This window comes from Bifidobacterium sp. ESL0798, from assembly GCF_029395415.1.
Taxonomy (GTDB): domain Bacteria; phylum Actinomycetota; class Actinomycetes; order Actinomycetales; family Bifidobacteriaceae; genus Bifidobacterium.
Genome location: NZ_CP113914.1, coordinates 32,977 through 49,354 on the forward strand (window position 1 = coordinate 32,977; position 16,378 = coordinate 49,354).

At 52.7% G+C, this 16,378-nt stretch carries 16 protein-coding genes and 2 tRNA genes; 7 read left to right on the forward strand and 11 right to left on the reverse strand.

The window, feature by feature from the left end:
- The first annotated feature begins 154 nt into the window (after positions 1-154).
- A complete protein-coding gene (locus tag OZX74_RS00100; RefSeq protein ID WP_277156595.1) occupies positions 155-400 on the forward strand; it encodes a hypothetical protein in 246 nt (81 codons plus the stop codon).
- 96 nt (positions 401-496) lie between these two features.
- Here OZX74_RS00100 and OZX74_RS00105 read toward each other — a convergent pair whose 3' ends face one another.
- The 4 genes from OZX74_RS00105 to OZX74_RS00120 form a co-directional block, all read right to left on the reverse strand.
- Entirely contained in the window at positions 497-730 is a 234-nt protein-coding gene (locus OZX74_RS00105; protein WP_277156596.1) for a hypothetical protein, read from the reverse strand.
- A 212-nt stretch (positions 731-942) separates the two neighbouring features.
- The gene (gene feoB / locus OZX74_RS00110) at positions 943-3,687 is read right to left on the reverse strand and encodes a ferrous iron transport protein B (protein ID WP_348519551.1); all 2,745 of its coding nucleotides are present in this window, start codon (positions 3,685-3,687) and stop codon (positions 943-945) included.
- Positions 3,687-3,884, reverse strand: coding sequence for a hypothetical protein (locus OZX74_RS00115; protein ID WP_277156597.1), 198 nt, complete (start codon positions 3,882-3,884; stop codon positions 3,687-3,689). The genes feoB and OZX74_RS00115 overlap by 1 nt, the downstream gene beginning before the upstream one ends.
- Positions 3,885-3,926: 42 nt before the next feature.
- On the reverse strand, positions 3,927-4,187 hold the full coding sequence (locus OZX74_RS00120) for a ferrous iron transport protein A (RefSeq protein WP_277156598.1): 261 nt from the start codon (positions 4,185-4,187) through the stop codon (positions 3,927-3,929).
- A 138-nt stretch (positions 4,188-4,325) separates the two neighbouring features.
- Between OZX74_RS00120 and OZX74_RS00125 the strand changes: the two genes are divergently transcribed.
- Positions 4,326-5,321: a class I SAM-dependent methyltransferase gene (locus OZX74_RS00125; protein ID WP_277156599.1), complete on the forward strand. Its 996-nt coding sequence runs from the start codon at positions 4,326-4,328 to the stop codon at positions 5,319-5,321.
- 50 nt (positions 5,322-5,371) lie between these two features.
- Here the strand turns inward: OZX74_RS00125 and OZX74_RS00130 are convergent, their stop codons facing one another.
- Positions 5,372-5,821: a hypothetical protein gene (locus OZX74_RS00130; RefSeq protein WP_277156600.1), complete on the reverse strand. Its 450-nt coding sequence runs from the start codon at positions 5,819-5,821 to the stop codon at positions 5,372-5,374.
- 154 nt (positions 5,822-5,975) lie between these two features.
- Positions 5,976-7,280 carry a helix-turn-helix transcriptional regulator gene (locus OZX74_RS00135; protein WP_277156601.1) on the reverse strand — a complete coding sequence of 435 codons (1,305 nt, stop codon included), beginning with the start codon at positions 7,278-7,280 and terminating at the stop codon, positions 5,976-5,978.
- Between the two features lie 461 nt (positions 7,281-7,741).
- Here OZX74_RS00135 and OZX74_RS00140 point away from each other — a divergent pair, with 461 nt between their 5' ends.
- The 3 genes from OZX74_RS00140 to OZX74_RS00150 all read left to right on the forward strand — a co-directional run bounded on the left by OZX74_RS00140 (position 7,742) and on the right by OZX74_RS00150 (position 9,912).
- Positions 7,742-8,092, forward strand: coding sequence for a hypothetical protein (locus OZX74_RS00140; RefSeq protein WP_277156602.1), 351 nt, complete (start codon positions 7,742-7,744; stop codon positions 8,090-8,092).
- A 1-nt stretch (position 8,093) separates the two neighbouring features.
- Positions 8,094-8,885, forward strand: a complete 792-nt coding sequence (locus tag OZX74_RS00145; RefSeq protein ID WP_277156603.1) for an FtsK/SpoIIIE domain-containing protein — start codon at positions 8,094-8,096, stop codon at positions 8,883-8,885.
- Between the two features lie 112 nt (positions 8,886-8,997).
- Positions 8,998-9,912, forward strand: a complete 915-nt coding sequence (locus OZX74_RS00150; RefSeq protein WP_277156604.1) for a hypothetical protein — start codon at positions 8,998-9,000, stop codon at positions 9,910-9,912.
- 231 nt (positions 9,913-10,143) lie between these two features.
- On the opposite strand, the gene OZX74_RS00155 is transcribed toward OZX74_RS00150, so the two are convergent.
- The 3 genes from OZX74_RS00155 to OZX74_RS00165 all read right to left on the reverse strand — a co-directional run bounded on the left by OZX74_RS00155 (position 10,144) and on the right by OZX74_RS00165 (position 11,787).
- Positions 10,144-11,421, reverse strand: a complete 1,278-nt coding sequence (locus OZX74_RS00155) for a tyrosine-type recombinase/integrase (protein WP_277156605.1) — start codon at positions 11,419-11,421, stop codon at positions 10,144-10,146.
- 161 nt (positions 11,422-11,582) lie between these two features.
- Positions 11,583-11,655 (reverse strand) — tRNA-Ala (locus OZX74_RS00160).
- Positions 11,656-11,713: 58 nt separating this feature from the next.
- Positions 11,714-11,787 (reverse strand) — tRNA-Ile (locus tag OZX74_RS00165).
- A gap of 201 nt (positions 11,788-11,988) precedes the next feature.
- Between OZX74_RS00165 and OZX74_RS00170 the strand changes: the two genes are divergently transcribed.
- Positions 11,989-12,585 carry a SprT-like domain-containing protein gene (locus OZX74_RS00170; protein ID WP_277157488.1) on the forward strand — a complete coding sequence of 199 codons (597 nt, stop codon included), beginning with the start codon at positions 11,989-11,991 and terminating at the stop codon, positions 12,583-12,585.
- 174 nt (positions 12,586-12,759) lie between these two features.
- A complete protein-coding gene (locus OZX74_RS00175; RefSeq protein WP_277156606.1) occupies positions 12,760-13,461 on the forward strand; it encodes an SDR family oxidoreductase in 702 nt (233 codons plus the stop codon).
- Positions 13,462-13,781: 320 nt separating this feature from the next.
- On the opposite strand, the gene OZX74_RS00180 is transcribed toward OZX74_RS00175, so the two are convergent.
- Positions 13,782-14,279 carry a DNA starvation/stationary phase protection protein gene (locus OZX74_RS00180; protein ID WP_277156607.1) on the reverse strand — a complete coding sequence of 166 codons (498 nt, stop codon included), beginning with the start codon at positions 14,277-14,279 and terminating at the stop codon, positions 13,782-13,784.
- Between the two features lie 430 nt (positions 14,280-14,709).
- Positions 14,710-16,233: a PadR family transcriptional regulator gene (locus OZX74_RS00185; protein ID WP_277156608.1), complete on the reverse strand. Its 1,524-nt coding sequence runs from the start codon at positions 16,231-16,233 to the stop codon at positions 14,710-14,712.
- Positions 16,234-16,378 lie beyond the last annotated feature (145 nt).

Genomic DNA, 16,378 nt, shown 5'->3' on the forward strand with positions numbered 1-16,378 from the left:
TGCATTCGGCCGGTTCCGATAAAACGGAACCGGCCGAATGCGTTTTGCACCGGTGCGGATCTGAGGTTGCATCAATTGTCACCGGTGGTCTTGCCATTCAATGCCCTAAAATAGGGGTCTTCGGTGCTTTGGCGGCACCGGCCCGTCGTCGGCCATGTTTCTGGAAGGTTCCACCGGTGCTCAGGTGACGCTTCGCGGCGGCGGCAACGGCGGTCCTAATGCCAGTGGTTCTCATGGCCGAAACACTAAGGGGGCGAATGTCCGAAAGGGCAGCGGTGTTCTCTCAGAAACCGGTTCCAGCGTGACGCAGGTCGTGGCAGTCGCTGTGGCCACGCTGCTGTTAGACATGGCGCTCTCCGCCGTCATCAAGGGTTACGGTCGTCCGAAAGATGACGCCTGATAGCTGCTGCTAAAGGCAAGCGCTCATAAAACTAGAGCAACAAGACGCGCATCCTCTTGTTGCCCCGGTTTTCGTGTCTGATTTGGCCAAGTGCCGTTATTTGTGTAATGCTGCTTTGAGCCGGCCGAAGACGGACTGGCGCTGGCGGATGGCCTTTGGAAGAATCGGGCAACTGGCGCAGACCAAGGATTCCGGGTCGGGGTCGCAGCCTTCGCCGGTGGTGGAGTTGCAGGAACGCAGGTCGTAGATGTTGAGGCGGCCGGCGGTGCGCTCCTGCTCGATGACGAGATCGACGAAATCCAGCGGCAGACTAAGTTCGTTGGCGATCATGCGGGGTGTTTGGCCTTGGGTGAGCCCATCGATAATCTTTTTGGTTACCGTCGGTTGAGTGCTGTTTGAAACGTTGTTTTTAGACGTGGTTCGAGTATTTTTGAGACCGGCGCTGCTCCCGATGGTTTGGTTTTGCTTATTTCGCTTTGAAGTATCAGGATTTATCGGATTCGAGATTTTGTGAAACCCATCACCGTTGACGGATGCCGTATTCATAGCAATCGCCCGATTTGGAAGACGATGACGGCAAGGATATAGGCCACCACCAGCCCTGTCGCCACCGATTGCAGCGCGGTCTTCATGCCGTATTGCCGCTTCATTTCGGCCACTGTGGCCAGGCATGGCGTGTAGGCGAGGATGAAGATCATAAAGGCCGCGGCCGCAGCGTTGGGATGCCCGTTGCTGGACTTTTCGAAACTCTTATGCACCGCCTGACCGAGGCTCCCCTGGCCCTGCGCCTGCTCGGATTGGTCGCCGGAATCGTTGATGGCGTAGCTCTGCGAAAGCGAGCCGACCACGACCTCCTTGGCCACGAATCCGGTGACCAGTGCCGAGGTGGCGTGCCAATCGTTGAAACCGGCCGGCTTGAAGATGGGAGCGATGGCTGAGGAAGCTGCGCCGAACACGGAATTCTCGACTTCGTCGACATGGCCGAAGGAGTTGGGATTGGCCGCTCCCGCAGCGCCAGCGGAAATCGGGATGGCGGAAAGCACCCACACGACGATGAGCATGGAGACGATGACGGAGCTCGCGCCGGTGATGAACGACCAGAGGCGCTGCAGCACGGATTTCAGCAATTGCAGCAGACGCGGCATCTGGTAGGGCGGCAGTTCCATGGCGAACGGCTGGGTTTTGAGGTCCCTGAACTGCGTCTTGCGAAGCGCGAAGCCGACGACCAGGATGATGGCGATGGAGCTGACATACATCAGGAAAATGGCCAGTCCGGCGAACTTGCCGAAAAAGGCGTAGGCGAGCACCACGTAGACGCTCAGTCGCGCGGAACAGGAGGTGAAGGGAATCAAGAGGCCGGTCAGCAAGCGTTGGCGCGAATCCGGCAGGGTGCGTGTGGAGGCCAGCGCCGGCAAATTGCAGCCGAAGCCGACCACCAGCGGCAGGAAGGCCCTCCCGTCGAGGCCGACCATACGCATCGCGCGGTCCATCACGAACGCGGCGCGGGCCAGGTAGCCCGAATCCTCCAAGAGCGAGAGAATGATGAACATGATGCCCATTGGCGGGATGAACGTGCAGACCGTAATCGCGCCGTTCAGGAACCCGTCGACCACCAGTGAATACAGCCACCCGTCAAGCGCACCCTTGCCGGCGATGGCGGTGAAGATCCAGGCGATGCCGCTGGTGCACCAGCCGCGCAACGTGACGTCGAACCAGTCCTGCAGCGGGCCGGCCAGCGTGGTGGTCGCCTCGAAAACGAGGAACATGGTCACCAAAAAGACCACAATGCCGATGGCCGGGTGAAGCAGCACGCGGTCAAGTTTGTCCGAAAACGTCTCGCGGTTCGCTGTGGTCGCGGCGCCTTGAGGCAGATCTTTGCTGATTTCGCGCAGTTTTTTGGCAATCCATTCGAAACGTTCGTCCGAAGTTGCCCGCACCCACTGCGAGACTTCCTCCTGTGAGGCGCTGGCAGGCGGCGCGGGGATACTGGTGACGGGCGTCGGCGCCAGCTGGACGTGAATCTCGCGGGAAACATCCGCTCCGCCATCGTCCAGAAGAAATGCCGCATTATCCGCCTTGGCTAGAGCGGTCTCCACGGCTTCCGAGGCTTTGTGAGCGGCCTCATTCACTGCTTCTTTGGCTGTTTCCGGTAGGGTTTGCGAGACGGATTCATTGGCAACACGGTGTGTATTCTGGGCAATGTCTGGTTTCTTCGCGCTGCCTTTTTGCACATCCGCGGTTCCGGTCAAGTCTGCTTGAGCATTATTGTCTGGATTCGTCTCAATAGGATTGCGCTGAGAACCTTCTATTGTCACTGAACTTTGCGGTAATTTCCCATTGTTGTCTGTATTTGTGTTGGCTACAGGGTTCTCCGATGAATCAGCGCGCTCTGAACTTCGTTCTGCCTCCTGCGCCTTGATTTCGGTCAAAGTCGCTGAGAGGGTGTCTAATAACTCGGCCTTGCCGATGCCGGTGCGGCCGTCGACACGGATCATCGGAATACCTGGAAGGGTGCGTTTGAGACGTTGCAGGGTGATCGGAGAATCCTGCTTTTCCGCCAGATCGAGCATAGTCACCGCAATGATGATGGGGAATCCCAGGTCCATCAGCTGGCTCAAAAGATAATACGATTTTGAAGGTGAAGCCGCGTTGAACGTAAAGACAATGATGTCGGGCTTCGCATAGCTGCGACGGCCCATCGCCGCTTCCCCCGCGACCTGTTCGTCCGGACTGTAGGCATCGAGCGAGGCCGTGCCGGGGGTGTCGATGAAATCCCAGTGCTCGCCATTGCGTTCCAAACTGCCGGATTCCACCAAAACCGTGGTACCGGGTGCGTTCATAACGGTCGCGCTGGCGCCGAGCACCGCGTTGAACAGCGTTGATTTGCCGACGTTCGGATTGCCGACGAAAACGATGCGTGGGCTGGTGTGCTGGGGCTTGCCAGTGCCGCTGTCCGTCGATTCCATGCCGCTTATATCGTGGGTTTCGACGCTGTGATGCTGGTGACCATGGCGTTGAGGTAGCAGCACCGCGAGTCCGCGACGATGATGGTGCCCGCCGTGGCCGCCATGCCCTGCGTGGCACTCGTCGTTTCCGTCAGCTGCGCCATTTCCGCCTTCGGGGCTGCTGACGGAACCGCTTGCGCCGCAGGAATCCGCCGGTTCGGGCATCAGATCGGGGTCGTTGGGGTCTTTGACCTGCTGGTCATCGGTGGTTTCTCCGGATGCCGATATGTCGCCGAACTTTGAAGTCTGAGCGGGTGATGCACCCATATTCGTTTTGTTCATCAATCTGCCCGCCGAATCATGCGAATAAAACCATTCACCACTATAGCGTTACGATCAGCAATCGTTGCAAGCAACGTAATGAATTTCGAGATTAATGAAAATGAACCGACTGGATGAATTTGATATTTTCTCGCTGATGCATCGACCGGTCGGGCTGATAACGCCGTGAAAAATGTAAGCATATTGGTCATTGCCATTTTGCACGGTTTCATTGGAGTTATTTTGTTGCTTGTTGCCAGCTAGCCGATATTTGCGGTAGGTTTCTGTGTCTGCGTGCGAGGGGATACGAAAATATGGCGTGCAGTGGCTCCGTCGATGGCGATGCGTTCACCGCCGTGGGCAACCACGCATCCGCCGAACATCGCCTTTTGGATAACGCGAACCGGTTCGTGCACGCGGAACCCAAGCTCGTTCAGCCTAAAGCGGCTGCGGGCCTCGAAATCCATCCTGCATATCTCCACCTCAACACCGAGTGGGCAGGTTCGCAACGTTTCAGCCATACTTGGACAATAGCTCATCCCACCGCTGTGAGTAAAGCATTTTTCACAAATACATGAAAGCGATTCGTCGCGCTTTTGATACCATAGTCGTGCTGATAATAAATAAAAACGTTAACGACGACGAGAAGATTGAATCTTATGACTGAACAGACTGGTAACAATGCGGCGAACGCGGCAAGCGCGGCCGGCGATTCCGACATCGAAGATAACCGCGCGAACTGGGACGACCGTGCGGAGGTGCATTTCAACGGCGCCTATGGCGACATCGACGCGCTGATTGCCGACCCGCGCGCCCTGACGCCGGTGGTCAGGCGCGATCTGCGCGTGCTGAAACCGTTCCTGCCGAACGGTTCGCTGGCGGGCCAACGGCTGCTGCACCTGCAATGCCATATCGGCACGGATACCCTCTGCTGGGCGCGGCTCGGTGCCGAAGACGTGTGCGGGCTCGATTTTTCAGCCGTCTCCCTGCGGCACGCTCGCGACATCGCCGCGCGGGCCGGTCAGCACATCACGTATGTCGAGGGTGATGCGCGCAAGGCTGCGGAGGCGTTGCCGGGCAAGCAGTTCGACGTGATCGTCACCAGCGCCGGCACCGTGACGTGGCTGCCGAAATTGGATGAGTGGGCGCGGTCCATCGCCGCTTTGCTGGCCCCGGGCGGGGTGTTCATGATTCGCGACGACCACCCGCTGCATTTCGCGCTCGACGACTCCGGGCTGACGCTCGGCAACGACTATTTCTCCGGCACCGAGGACTCCTACGACACCGACCAAACGTATCATTTGGAAGTCGGCGCGGGGGCGGCAGTTAGTGCGGATGTGGCTAATGCCGCCGGCTCTGCGGAATTGCCTGATTCCGCTGCTCCCGTTGAGCCATCGAAAGCGACTTCCGTGCCCGGGAAGCCGCATATCACCCATACCCATAATCACAACTGGGCCCACGATTTCAGTGAGATGACGCAGGTGCTGCTGGACGCGGGGCTCGCGATCGAGCAGCTCGGCGAATACGACGAATCGGATTGGCAGTCGCTGCCGATGCTGGTGCTGGACGAGGCGACGCAGTCGTGGCACATGCCGCAAGGCTACCCGCGTGTCCCCCTCACCTTCTCGTTGGTCGCCCGCAAGCCAAGGGGCTGAACAGCTGAAGAATTATTCGTCGAAAAGAGAACAATTCAATGCAGGAGGTCTTATTGCCGCTTCCAGATCGTTACTTTGCCGTCTTGAGATACACCGACGATTGCGTATAAGCCTCGGAAGTAACGCGGGGTGTTATTGTCATTTTTCTTATTTTCTTTAGAGAAAATATAGCGCCTTTGACCAATATTATTGATATTGCGCGGCCATTTATTGTGCACGTCATATTCTATGAAGTAGGTGTAATCCGCGATGGAATAATCGCATGAATTGGGATTCCTCTCAGTGAAGAACACAATCTCTTCCGGTTTGATTGATTGAGGCACAGTAAATTTAACGTTATATGTTGAAATATTTTGCTGTTGTGGCCAAATAGGCCAGCCCGTTGTAACTCCACCTTTAATTAATTTTTCTATGCATTCCCGTTGTGTTGTGCCGGCAAACGTATCAAGCGCTGGCAGTGTGAAAATTCCGGTAGTTGTAACTTTGTCCCAGTTGTGCATAATAACTTCTTTGCTATTTACGAATGCTGCTGACTGAAGTGGAGCTAGCCGGGTTCGATATATTAGGTATTTTTCCGTTGCTATTTAAGAATTCTCATAAATAGTTAAAAGAAATTAACCGTATTTTTGCCCGTGAAAGATTCTTCTCGATATCTCAACATCCCATTAGCTGTCGAATTATCTGAGCCTTGTCATTAGGGATTCTCTGAGGGTTAAAACCGGCAAAGGAGCTTGGTCCGCTGCTGGCAAAATATCCGAGTTGCACCATTTTGGAGGTCAAGTCTTGAATTGATGAGGCGATTTCACGTGAAGTCGTTGCGTCAATAATCTCGCCGGAGTACTTGAAAAAGAAAGGTAGTTTCATATTTTCGACGAGCATCCGAGCTAATTCCGTACCAGTCGGTTTGCCGTATGTCGCTGCGTACCCCGCAACGACAGGGCAGACATCAAAAGCCTGTTCGCTGAAAGAAAGGTTATCAAAATCAGCCGCATTAATTTCTTTCAGCAATTGAATCCTCCGCGCGACCGAATCGCCGAGAATAGTATTCGTTTTCTTACTCAAATCTTGAAGCGAACCACAGAAATGAAAATACTCATATTTTTTAAGCCTAGTCAATATCTCGTAATGAGAATTCGCCGCTTCTCGTCCAGTGTGAATTTTATCGGCCCAGCCGTATTCTTCCAACATGTTCCGCAGCTCTTTTGCATAAGGGTTCCAGCTTTCAGAATCAAAACACTCATAACTGTTAAATTCAGCTCGCAACCGGATTATCTGTCTCTCTTTCTCCAGCTCACCTTCTTCGTCTTTGAAATAGGCCTGATCTTTTCGAACCGGAGCGATTCGGCTATCCCACCAACGTCGCATGTATTCCGTCATAATCTGGAGAATCGTGGGGTGCTGTTCTGCAGATACTGGAATAGCCGTGTCGCCAGCCAACATGATGCTGTTTCGCGATTGGAGTTCAGCAACTTTGTCAAAGACCACCGTTGACAGCCTCAGCTCGGTAGCTGCAAGCATGCTTATTGAGGTATCTCCCGAGTGATTCGTTACGGTACCATCAGCATATATATCTTTCGGAAGTTCCGAAAAGTCCCTCTCGTTGTATGGATTCTTGCGGAAACTACGCCACAGCATATTACAAGCTTGCACGATCTGCGAAAAGAGCTCCACTTCACTCTTATGCACATTTGCATAGAGCTTTATTTGAGTGAAAAAGCTATTTTTGCCTTTTATAAAAACATAAGGCGAACGACCGAATACAGATGCTAGCTGCACCGCTTCAGAGAACTGCATGGGCGCGGTTCCCCTAGTCAAGGTATCAATTCTAGTCAGCTTGATTCCGGTTCGTTGGGAAAGCTGTTCATGGGTCATGCCACTGTCCTTAAGTAGCAGACGAAGACGCACGGCCTCATATGGAAGGTCTTTTAAGCTTTTTCTTTTCCGTTTTTTCACTTCCATACGTTCATTTTATCAAGTTTGTAAATAAATGACAATGCATTTCTCAATGTGTTATCACTGGCTCGTCAACAAAAAACACAGTACAGAAAGGCAAAATCATGATACAGTTCCCTCTCCCCCAAGATGCGTTCGAGCTGCAGCTAACGAGGACGATCAGCGGCGATGCTGAGCCAAGTACAGGCCGCGACGGGACTATCAGCAAGACGGATGCACAAGGCCACCCACTGATACGCGTCCGAGTGTTGGCTAATCAGACTGGTTCGGACTGGGACACCACAGTAAACGTATGGGTGCGCAAGCCACCACAGTACGAAATCTCACGCGGAAGGATGATCAGGCCAGTCGGATCAGCTACCGTGACGCCATGGATCGACGAAAGGGGAGGCAGGGCCTCGGATCGCGTATTCGCTCATCGCCGACAGCATCGAGGAAGTGGCGGAAAGCTCGCAGGAGGTAGAAGAATGAGTGGCCTCATTGCGACGATTCCGGTGACGGTATGGCTCACCATTGTGGTCGTGCTCGTTGCTCTAGTTGCCATAGGCGTGATAGCGACGGGTAGGCGTAACAAGCTGCGCGTGATAGCCGCTCGGGTCAAGAACAAGCAGGACGTTACTCCAGATGACATTAAGCAAGTACGCTACGGGGGCTGTTTCGGCCACCATTGGATTTCATGGCCTACAACATGGACAGACATGGAGCAGGCGGCAGACCGTGGCGCAAAAACCGTCATGGAGCTGTGGCCGGAAGAGACTGCTGAACCGATTGACTCAAAACGGCACTCACGTTGGATTCAACGGTCAAGGAGGCTATGACATGGGTACACGATTTTTAGGACGCTGGTGGGGCAATCTTCCCTCTTCTAGTCTCAACAGCGTTTGTCTCGCGCTCGACACAACCGATTGGCCAGTCTTCATCGACTGGCGTTCACACAGCTTGCTGTGTATCGGTGAATCTGGCTCAGGAAAAAGCAACACAATTGCGAACTTGTTGTGCGAAGTAGAACCTTTCGTACAACAAGGGTTGGTTGAACTATATGGCATTGACTTGAAAGCAATGGAATTTTCCATGAGTAAGAATGTTTTCCATGCAGTTGCGACAGATGCTGAGTCGGCGTTGGCTTTGACAGACACCTTGCGTGAAGACATGTTGAAACGTGCACGTGAACTTGCCGGTACAGCTAGAGAACATGTTCCAAGCGTATCCTCCCCTCGAAGGGTAATCATCGTGGATGAGCTTGCGGAGTTGTTCAGACAGGACAGCAAGATCTCCAAACATTTTCAGCAGAACCTAACATCTCTTCTGAGTATGGGGCGCGCGACCGGAAACATCGTGTGGGGATTTTCTCAGAACCCGCGAAAAGAGTCGTTGCCGGTGAGGGACGACTTCAACGGACAGATGATTGCGCTTCGCATGGGTGAGACAGAGGCGAAGCTGATGCTTCCAAGTGCTGCTCTCCGTGCTGGTGCCGCTCCGTGGGCCATATCGGCTTCATCGCCTGGTGCTGGCTGGTTCTGGAATTCCGACACGAAGAAGGCCCAGTTATTCCGGACTGACTGGATCAGTGATGATGAGCTTCGTGCATTGACTGCGGTCTCGGACGCGTAGCTTCAGCGTAGCGTATGAGACCGCCTGCCGTTGCGTAGCGGCGGCAGATAAGAATGATCGTTAAAGGTGGGCTGAGTGTTACAGCCCACCTCTGTAGCAGAAAGCGATTCTGATGGACAAGAATAAGCAGAGCCGCGATTGGATGCTGACTATTCCCGCGAAAGAGCATCGCAAGGATGAGTTAGCGAAGTTCTTCAAGGAAATCGGTAAAGGCGCGGTTTTCCAAAAAGAAGAAGGCGGAAAGACTGGCTATCTTCACTATCAGTGCTTTTTGCAGTTGGAGTCACCTATGAGATGGGCAACGCTTAAAAGTCATCTCAAGAAGGCTGGTTATGATGACGCACATATCGAGCCTAGAGCTGCTTCTGTGGCGGATTGTGTGAATTACTGTACCAAAGATGAGACTAGTGTGGATGAGCCTGTCTATATCGGTGATATCAAGATGAACGACCATCAAGGTGAACGGACTGATCTCAGCGATTTGCGCGCGCAAGTTCTTGCCGGGAAATCGGTCAATGATGTTCTATTGGACGATGAAAGCTCCAAGGCGGCGAGATATACCAAGTGGTTGAATGAACTCGCTGCTGCCCGTGACCAGCGTGAATATGGGCAGAAAATGCGTGATGTTGATGTTCATTATCTGTGGGGTGCTCCTGGGGTTGGGAAAACACGATATGTGTATGAACGCTATCCGATTGGTGATATCTATCGGGTGACGGATTATCGTCATCCGTTTGATGAGTATGAGCGTCAGAAGATTCTGGTTCTTGACGAATACGATTCGCAATTCGAATGGGAGAAACTGCTGGTATATCTGGACCGTTACCCGCTTATGTTACCTGCCCGCTACCATAACCGTCAAGCCTGCTATAGAACGGTCTGGCTACTCAGTAATCTTCCGCTTGACGAACAATACATCGCAGTTCATGGAGAGCGCCGCAAAGCTTTAACAAGACGTATTGCGGAATCTCTTCACATGGTAGAAAACGGAAAGATTATTAGCCGTCAATCCAACGTCGTTGTCTAAAGGGCAACGTGATGTGCAACAAATCCACGAGTGTAAAGGAAAAATAATGATTGTCATTCCCGAAACATTGACGGTGAAGGAGGTGATGAAACTACTTCACATGAGCCGTAAGAGTGTGAACCATCTTTGCGACATAGGCAGATTACGCTACGCACGTCCGACACCCTATAAGGTTTTGATCTATGCAGAGGATGTGGAAAGCCTTCTCAAACCGGTAAATGTATAACCCATCTATTTGAATCGCAGCAGTTCTTTTCTGAGCTGGTTTAGCTTCTCCTCTGTTTGTTTAATCTCGTATTCTACTTGCTCGCGAGTCCGCTTGTTTGCCAGATAATCACCGTATAGATTGACGGCTTCTCTTTTCCTGTGCTCGTCTGCCCGCTGATAAAGTGCGTTGACGGTTGCGCTTGTATGGCCGGTAAGCTCCATGGTCTCTTTGAGCGTCGAATTGCCTTGGTGGATGATGCCGTTATTGAAGGTTGCTCGGAGGGTGTGAAAGTGCAGGTCTGGCCGTCCCGCTTTTACTCGGGCACGTTCAAATTGCGCCCGTAATGTATTCGGGTTCATGATTCCGCCATGTACTGCCTCTATGACAGTTGTTTCAGGTGTTTTAGGGCGTGTTCTGAGATGGGACGCGATAACCGGTACAAAGACGTCGGGAATGTCGATTGTGCGGTAACTTGTCGGCGTCTTAGGGGCTTTAAGGCGTAGAGAACCCACGTCACCTTCGCCACGCATAATGCCATGACGGATGAAGATAGTTTTGTTGGTAAGATCGATATCTTTACGCTGTAATGCACAGACTTCACTAATTCGTAAGCCGCAACCTGTAGCAAGATAGATTGCGATTTGAGTCCGCTCTGGCATCGCTTCTACAAGTTTTTTGAATTCTTCTGGTTTCGCGGTAGGTATCATTGCCTGCCGGCTTGGCGGAAGTTTTGGCGGTGCCATAGTCACTGGATTTCTAAGTATTTTTCCCTCATTTACTGCTTTTGTCATTATTGTCTTGCAGAGCTGATAAGCGCGTTTAAGGGCGTGCTGTCCTATGGTGCTGTGGGTATTAAGCCATATGTTTACATCTTCCGTAGTAATATCGGCTAAGGGTTTATCGGCCAGATTTCCGTCTAGAAGATGGGCAAGTGCTTCATCCTTCTTACGCTTGCTGTCAGGTACAAGCGTGCGACCATCTTTGGTGCGATAATTTTCGACAAAGTTATTGGCGTATTCCGCGAAAGAGAGTTTCTTACGAGCGGCCTCGGCTCTTCTGGCTTTTTCTCGATCTTGTGGCGGAATCCAATCTGCTTGCCCTCTCCAGTAAAGTTGAACTAAATCGTGTTCTCTGCTTAGCCAGCTTTCTGCGTCGCGTCTGATAGAGAAAGATTTGCTTACTTCGTGGCCGGGAGTTGCTTTGGGATTCTGATATGCAGCACGATAAAACGTCCGCGTCCCCTTCTTGGTCTTATAGCTTTTCTTACGGACCGTTCCCCAAGTATTTGCTGTTCTTGCCATAAACTCAGTATAGAAGCGTGCCCGTATTCTTGCCCGTATAAGTAGGAAATGGTTGCCAACTTTTGCTCAACTAAGAGTTGGAGCAAAATCGCTGTATTTGGCTTTATATCAACGTTTACGAATAATTAAAATGATTTTTAAAGACTGGAAAAACACCAAAGTGGAGCTAGCCGGGTTCGAACCGGCGACCCTCTGCTTGCAAAGCAGATGCGCTACCAGCTGCGCCATAGCCCCAGAAACACAACGATTCTTGAGCCGAAACCTTTGGGGATTTGAACTTGAGAATCTTGCGTGGGCCCGGGAGGACTTGAACCTCCGACCTCATCCTTATCAGGGATGCGCTCTAACCAGCTGAGCTACGGGCCCAATCAATACGTTTAAGACGTACAAGGAAACAGTTTACCATCCAAGTGCTCAGAGTCAACCCGATAATCATGCGTGTCGTGAACGTTTGTTGAAGATATTGCACGATAGAAATTTCGTATGCTGCGTGCCAAAGATACCCCGTGCCGCAATGTGCAGTTCCACCAAGCGATTTCGGTCAATCGGGCGCGAGACAATGCAGACATGCCTTATCGCCGCCGTTCGAAAGCCAGAATCGTTTCAAACACTACGTTGCGCGTCGACGGCCTCGATGTCAGTGTGACCCGCAAAACCATGCGTAATATGTACCTGCGCATCAAGCCGCCGACCGGCAAAATCGAAGTGAGCGCGCCGGCAAGAATGAGTGATGCGAAAATCGCGGCGTTCGTCAGGGAACGTCGGGACTGGATCGAACGGCAGCGGAAAGCGATGGTTGAGAAAGCCGTTTCTCCTTCATTCGAGTGGACGGATGAACGCAAACAATCAGCGCAAGCCGGCATCAACGCGCAGCTACCGGCCCTGTTGGAGCGCTGGGGGCCGGTTATAGGGCGCACGCCGACGCATATCACCCTGCGTCTGATGACCTCGCGTTGGGGGTCCTGCACGCCGGCGACGGGGCGCATTCGGCTCAATCTGCAGCTCGGGCTGATGGATTCGCGGTTTTTGGAGTATGTGTTGGTCCACGAGATGACGCATCTGTGGGCAAGCGGCCACGGAGCCGAATTTCAGCGGCGGATGGATGTTTATCTGCCGAATTGGCGGGTCTTGCGGCGCGATTTGAACCGCGAAATGGTGTGGTGATCGGAATCACGGGTGGATAATAGGGGATTTTTTCGTAGTATCTGTGCATTTTTGCATGTCTTGCTGAGGGATAAGCGACGTAATTTGGGGTAGCGTTAGTAATGAATTATCGCCGCATCGCCAACGCGGGCGACGCGATGGAAATGCGCTCGAAAGAGCGGCGAGGAGGTTTCGATGACGGGAACGTTGGCTGGCAACACAGCAGAAAATGAAGGAAAATCTGAGATTCGGCTAGGCAATACGGTCACATCAAAGCGGGCGGTGGTTACGGGCGCTTCCAGCGGGATCGGACGTGCGACCGCGATGCAACTGGCTTCGGCCGGCTGGAAGGTGGTGGCGCTCGCGCGGCGGCGGGACAAGCTCATCGAGCTTTCCGACCAGCTCGGCGACGCCTGCGAATACGTGGTGTGCGATGTCACCGACGAGGCTTCGACGCAGGCCGCGGTTGCGAGGATTTTGCGCGGTGGGCCGGTGAAGGCGTTGGTCAACTGCGCCGGTGGGGCCATCGGGCAGGATCCGATCGAGAGCTGTAACGTCGAAGACTGGCGCAAAATGTACGACGTCAATGTGCTCGGTACGTTGCGCATCACCCAGAAGCTGCTTCCTGCGCTGAAGAAGGCCCCGGGCGGCGGCACGGTTGTCGTTGTTTCCTCGACTGCGGGCATCGAACCTTACGAGGGTGGCGGCGGATATTGCGGCGTGAAGTCGGCCGAGCGGGTTTTGGCCCAGACGTTGCGCTTCGAGCAGGTCGGCCAGCCGTTGCGCGTCATCGACGTCTCCCCCGGCATGGTTGAGACCAAGGAATTCTCGCTTAACCGCTTCCACGGCGACCAGGCCAAGGCGGAAGCCGTGTATAAAGGTGTGCCAAACCCCTGAACGCCGACGATATCGCTGAGTGCATCGAGTGGGCGCTTGATCTTCCCGACGATATCAACATCGATTCGCTTGTGGTTCGTCCACGCGCGGAGGCCTCGGCCCAGCGGGTCTATCGCGAAAGCTGAGTTTTCCGAAAATTTCGCAGATACCTATTGTGCCTTCATCCAGATTAGTGGGTGAAGGCACAATGTTTGTTGTGCTGTACAACGCAAAATGCTTTGCCATTCAGGATGAGAGTGAATGGCAAAGCATTGATTGATGATTTGTGGTTTCAGGCGAACTCACGAATCGATTCGTCTCAAACCAAACAGCCCTAGAGCTCAGGCGTGCGGAGTCTCTTCGATCAGGTGGCTGTTCATGAACCAGTTGAAGTGCTCGAGTTCCTGCACATGGTCCTGCATGATGTTGGAGCTGATGACGTCAATATCGTCGAGCTCCTCGTAGGCCTTGCGCTCGGCGATAATGAAGTCGCTGTAGTAGTCGACCAGTGCCTTCAGATAATCCTGGGTGTTCTGGCGGCCCATGAGCTTGAATTCGCTCCAGGTGCGGTTGCTGATGATGGACTCCGGGGTGCCTTCGGCGCTGCCACCGAGGGTAGCGATACGTTCTGCGGTCTCGTCGGCCATGTTGCGCACGGCGTCAACCTCGGGATCAATCATTTCGTGCACGCCGATGAAGCTCGGTCCCGCGACGTTCCAGTGCGCGTGCTTCAAGATCAGCGAGGCCTCTTCTTCCTGCGCCAAACGGTTCTGCAGGATCGAGACGACCTTGTCGGATGCTGCCTGATCGATGCCAGGGCTCAAAAATTCATCTGCCATGGTAATTTTCCTTCCTTTGGTGAATATTGCTAATTACTATTCTAGTGAATTGTGGTGTGCGTCTCAGGGGTTCGTCTTTAGCCCAATCTTGTTAAAACCCTTGAAATGTAGCGGTTTTCGAAGTATTAAAGTAGGGTTACCGCCGGTTATCGAACCCAAAGTTTGCGTGTATTGAAAGGTTCGCCACGTCATCTGCAATTTTGTCTGACAAAACATCGACGAACGTCGAGATTTACGTTGCGTTTAGTGGTTTTCGTTTGCGCTGAATGGCAGGAAAGGTCTCGCGGCGCGGTTTTGCAACCTGATTATGTCGAATGTGTTACAGGATTTTATTTTGCTTTATAACTATCATCAGTTCAGCTGAAAATCATTCCAGCATAACTTCATCCTGATTTCGTCGAATAATCGTGTCGATGACTATTACTCCCCATCAATCGAGCGAAATGCTGCCGGAATGCAAATTGACATTCACCATCGGCGTTCCAGGTGGGCTGGCAAAATGCTTGTTTGCGGTGATTGGCTGACCGTCGATTGTAAGAGAGCCACTGTGGATTTCTGCGGAATAACCGAAGGTTCGCGGCAGGCCGATGATACGAGAGCCACTGCTGTGAGACTCGATATTAAGGCTATTGCGTACGGTCCCATTCCATTTCACGCTTCCGCTATGGGTTGTCAGGAAAGCGTCAGCAACGGAAATGTCATAGATTTTGACACCGCTGCTGTGCAGGTTGAGGTCGAGGTTTCGGCTGTCCAGCCCAGCGATGACAAAGCCCGAGCTTTCGATGACTGCACTGGTTTGCGTCAATGGTTGCGAGGCTGGGATAATGACTTCGACGTATGCGTTCCATTGAGCTGGATTGAAGATGTCTTTCAACGACATATGGTCCCAGGGTGTGCCGGTATTGGCGATGTGTAATGTCCCGGCGGTGTTTGCGATCTGGAAGTCCGAGGCCTTGCAATGATGGAATTTGATTTCAAACGCACCGGAATTACTTGGCTTGGTAGTGATCTGGCCGGCCATGGAGTGCAAATGGAAATCTAGTTTCGTAATCGGCAGTGAGCCAGTAAACCGCTGGTTCTTCACAATGACGGTTGGACTGTTTTGTGTGGTGTTTTCGCTTGCGCCAGTGTATGGCCGATCTTGGCTGGATGCTTGGTTGGCCGAGGCCTCTGAAGTCGTCGAAGCGATTGAGCCGTTGTTTGTTTCTGATTTGTCATTATTGAGTTTGTGGCTGGAAGTCGTTGCTTTGTTAGGTTCTTTGGCCGGCTCGTTTTCTCCCGATATTTCAGTTTCTTCTCTTGTCGAATCATTCTGGGACTGTGCTTGCTGCGAATTGACGATGACGAAATCGGTTGAGTCGTTTTGGGAATTCGTGTTTTCCGTAGTGCTGTCGTTCTCGTCATCAGGCTCGCTGGTATCGGCAGATTCCGAGTCATGATAGAAATTCTCTTGAAAATGATGCGCCCAGCGTGCGATGAGAGCGTAAGTATCGGCGCAAAGCAGCACGGTTTCGCTCGCTTCACTGAACGGCAGGTCAGCCACGGAACTGCGCATCCACTCGGCCACGCTGCGATGGTTGGTTTCGAGGGTCGTGAGCAGCCGACGACCGGTTGTTTCGTCGGTTTGATAGAGGTTGGTAACCATTGCAACGAAGTCGAAGGTGATATGGGGTGGTGCCGAGGCGATTTCATCCATGAGCTCGTCGAAATGCTGCGCGCCTTTTGGCGTTATGGAGTAGATGCGCTTTTGCGAGGAAGTTGCGGAATCGGTTGTATCAATTGAGGTATAGCCGTCATCGCAAAGCTTGATTGCGATTCGATAGACGGATTGCTCGCTGACCTGAACCCAGTTGCTCACGCCGCGCAAGGCGAGGAATTTATTGATGTCATAAGCGCTCATTGGATGATCTTTTAACGCTCCGAGCGTCATGAGTTCGATGGAAGGCAGCGCCATGATGCACCTCTACTCTAATTTACTCTAACTATTAGTACTCTTACTGAGAGTAAATAGTATCGTGTTGTCTTTATATGTCAAAACCGATCAGTGTCGATGTCCCTAATATGGAGTCCGGTTCTTCTTTTTGGAGACGATTCGACAT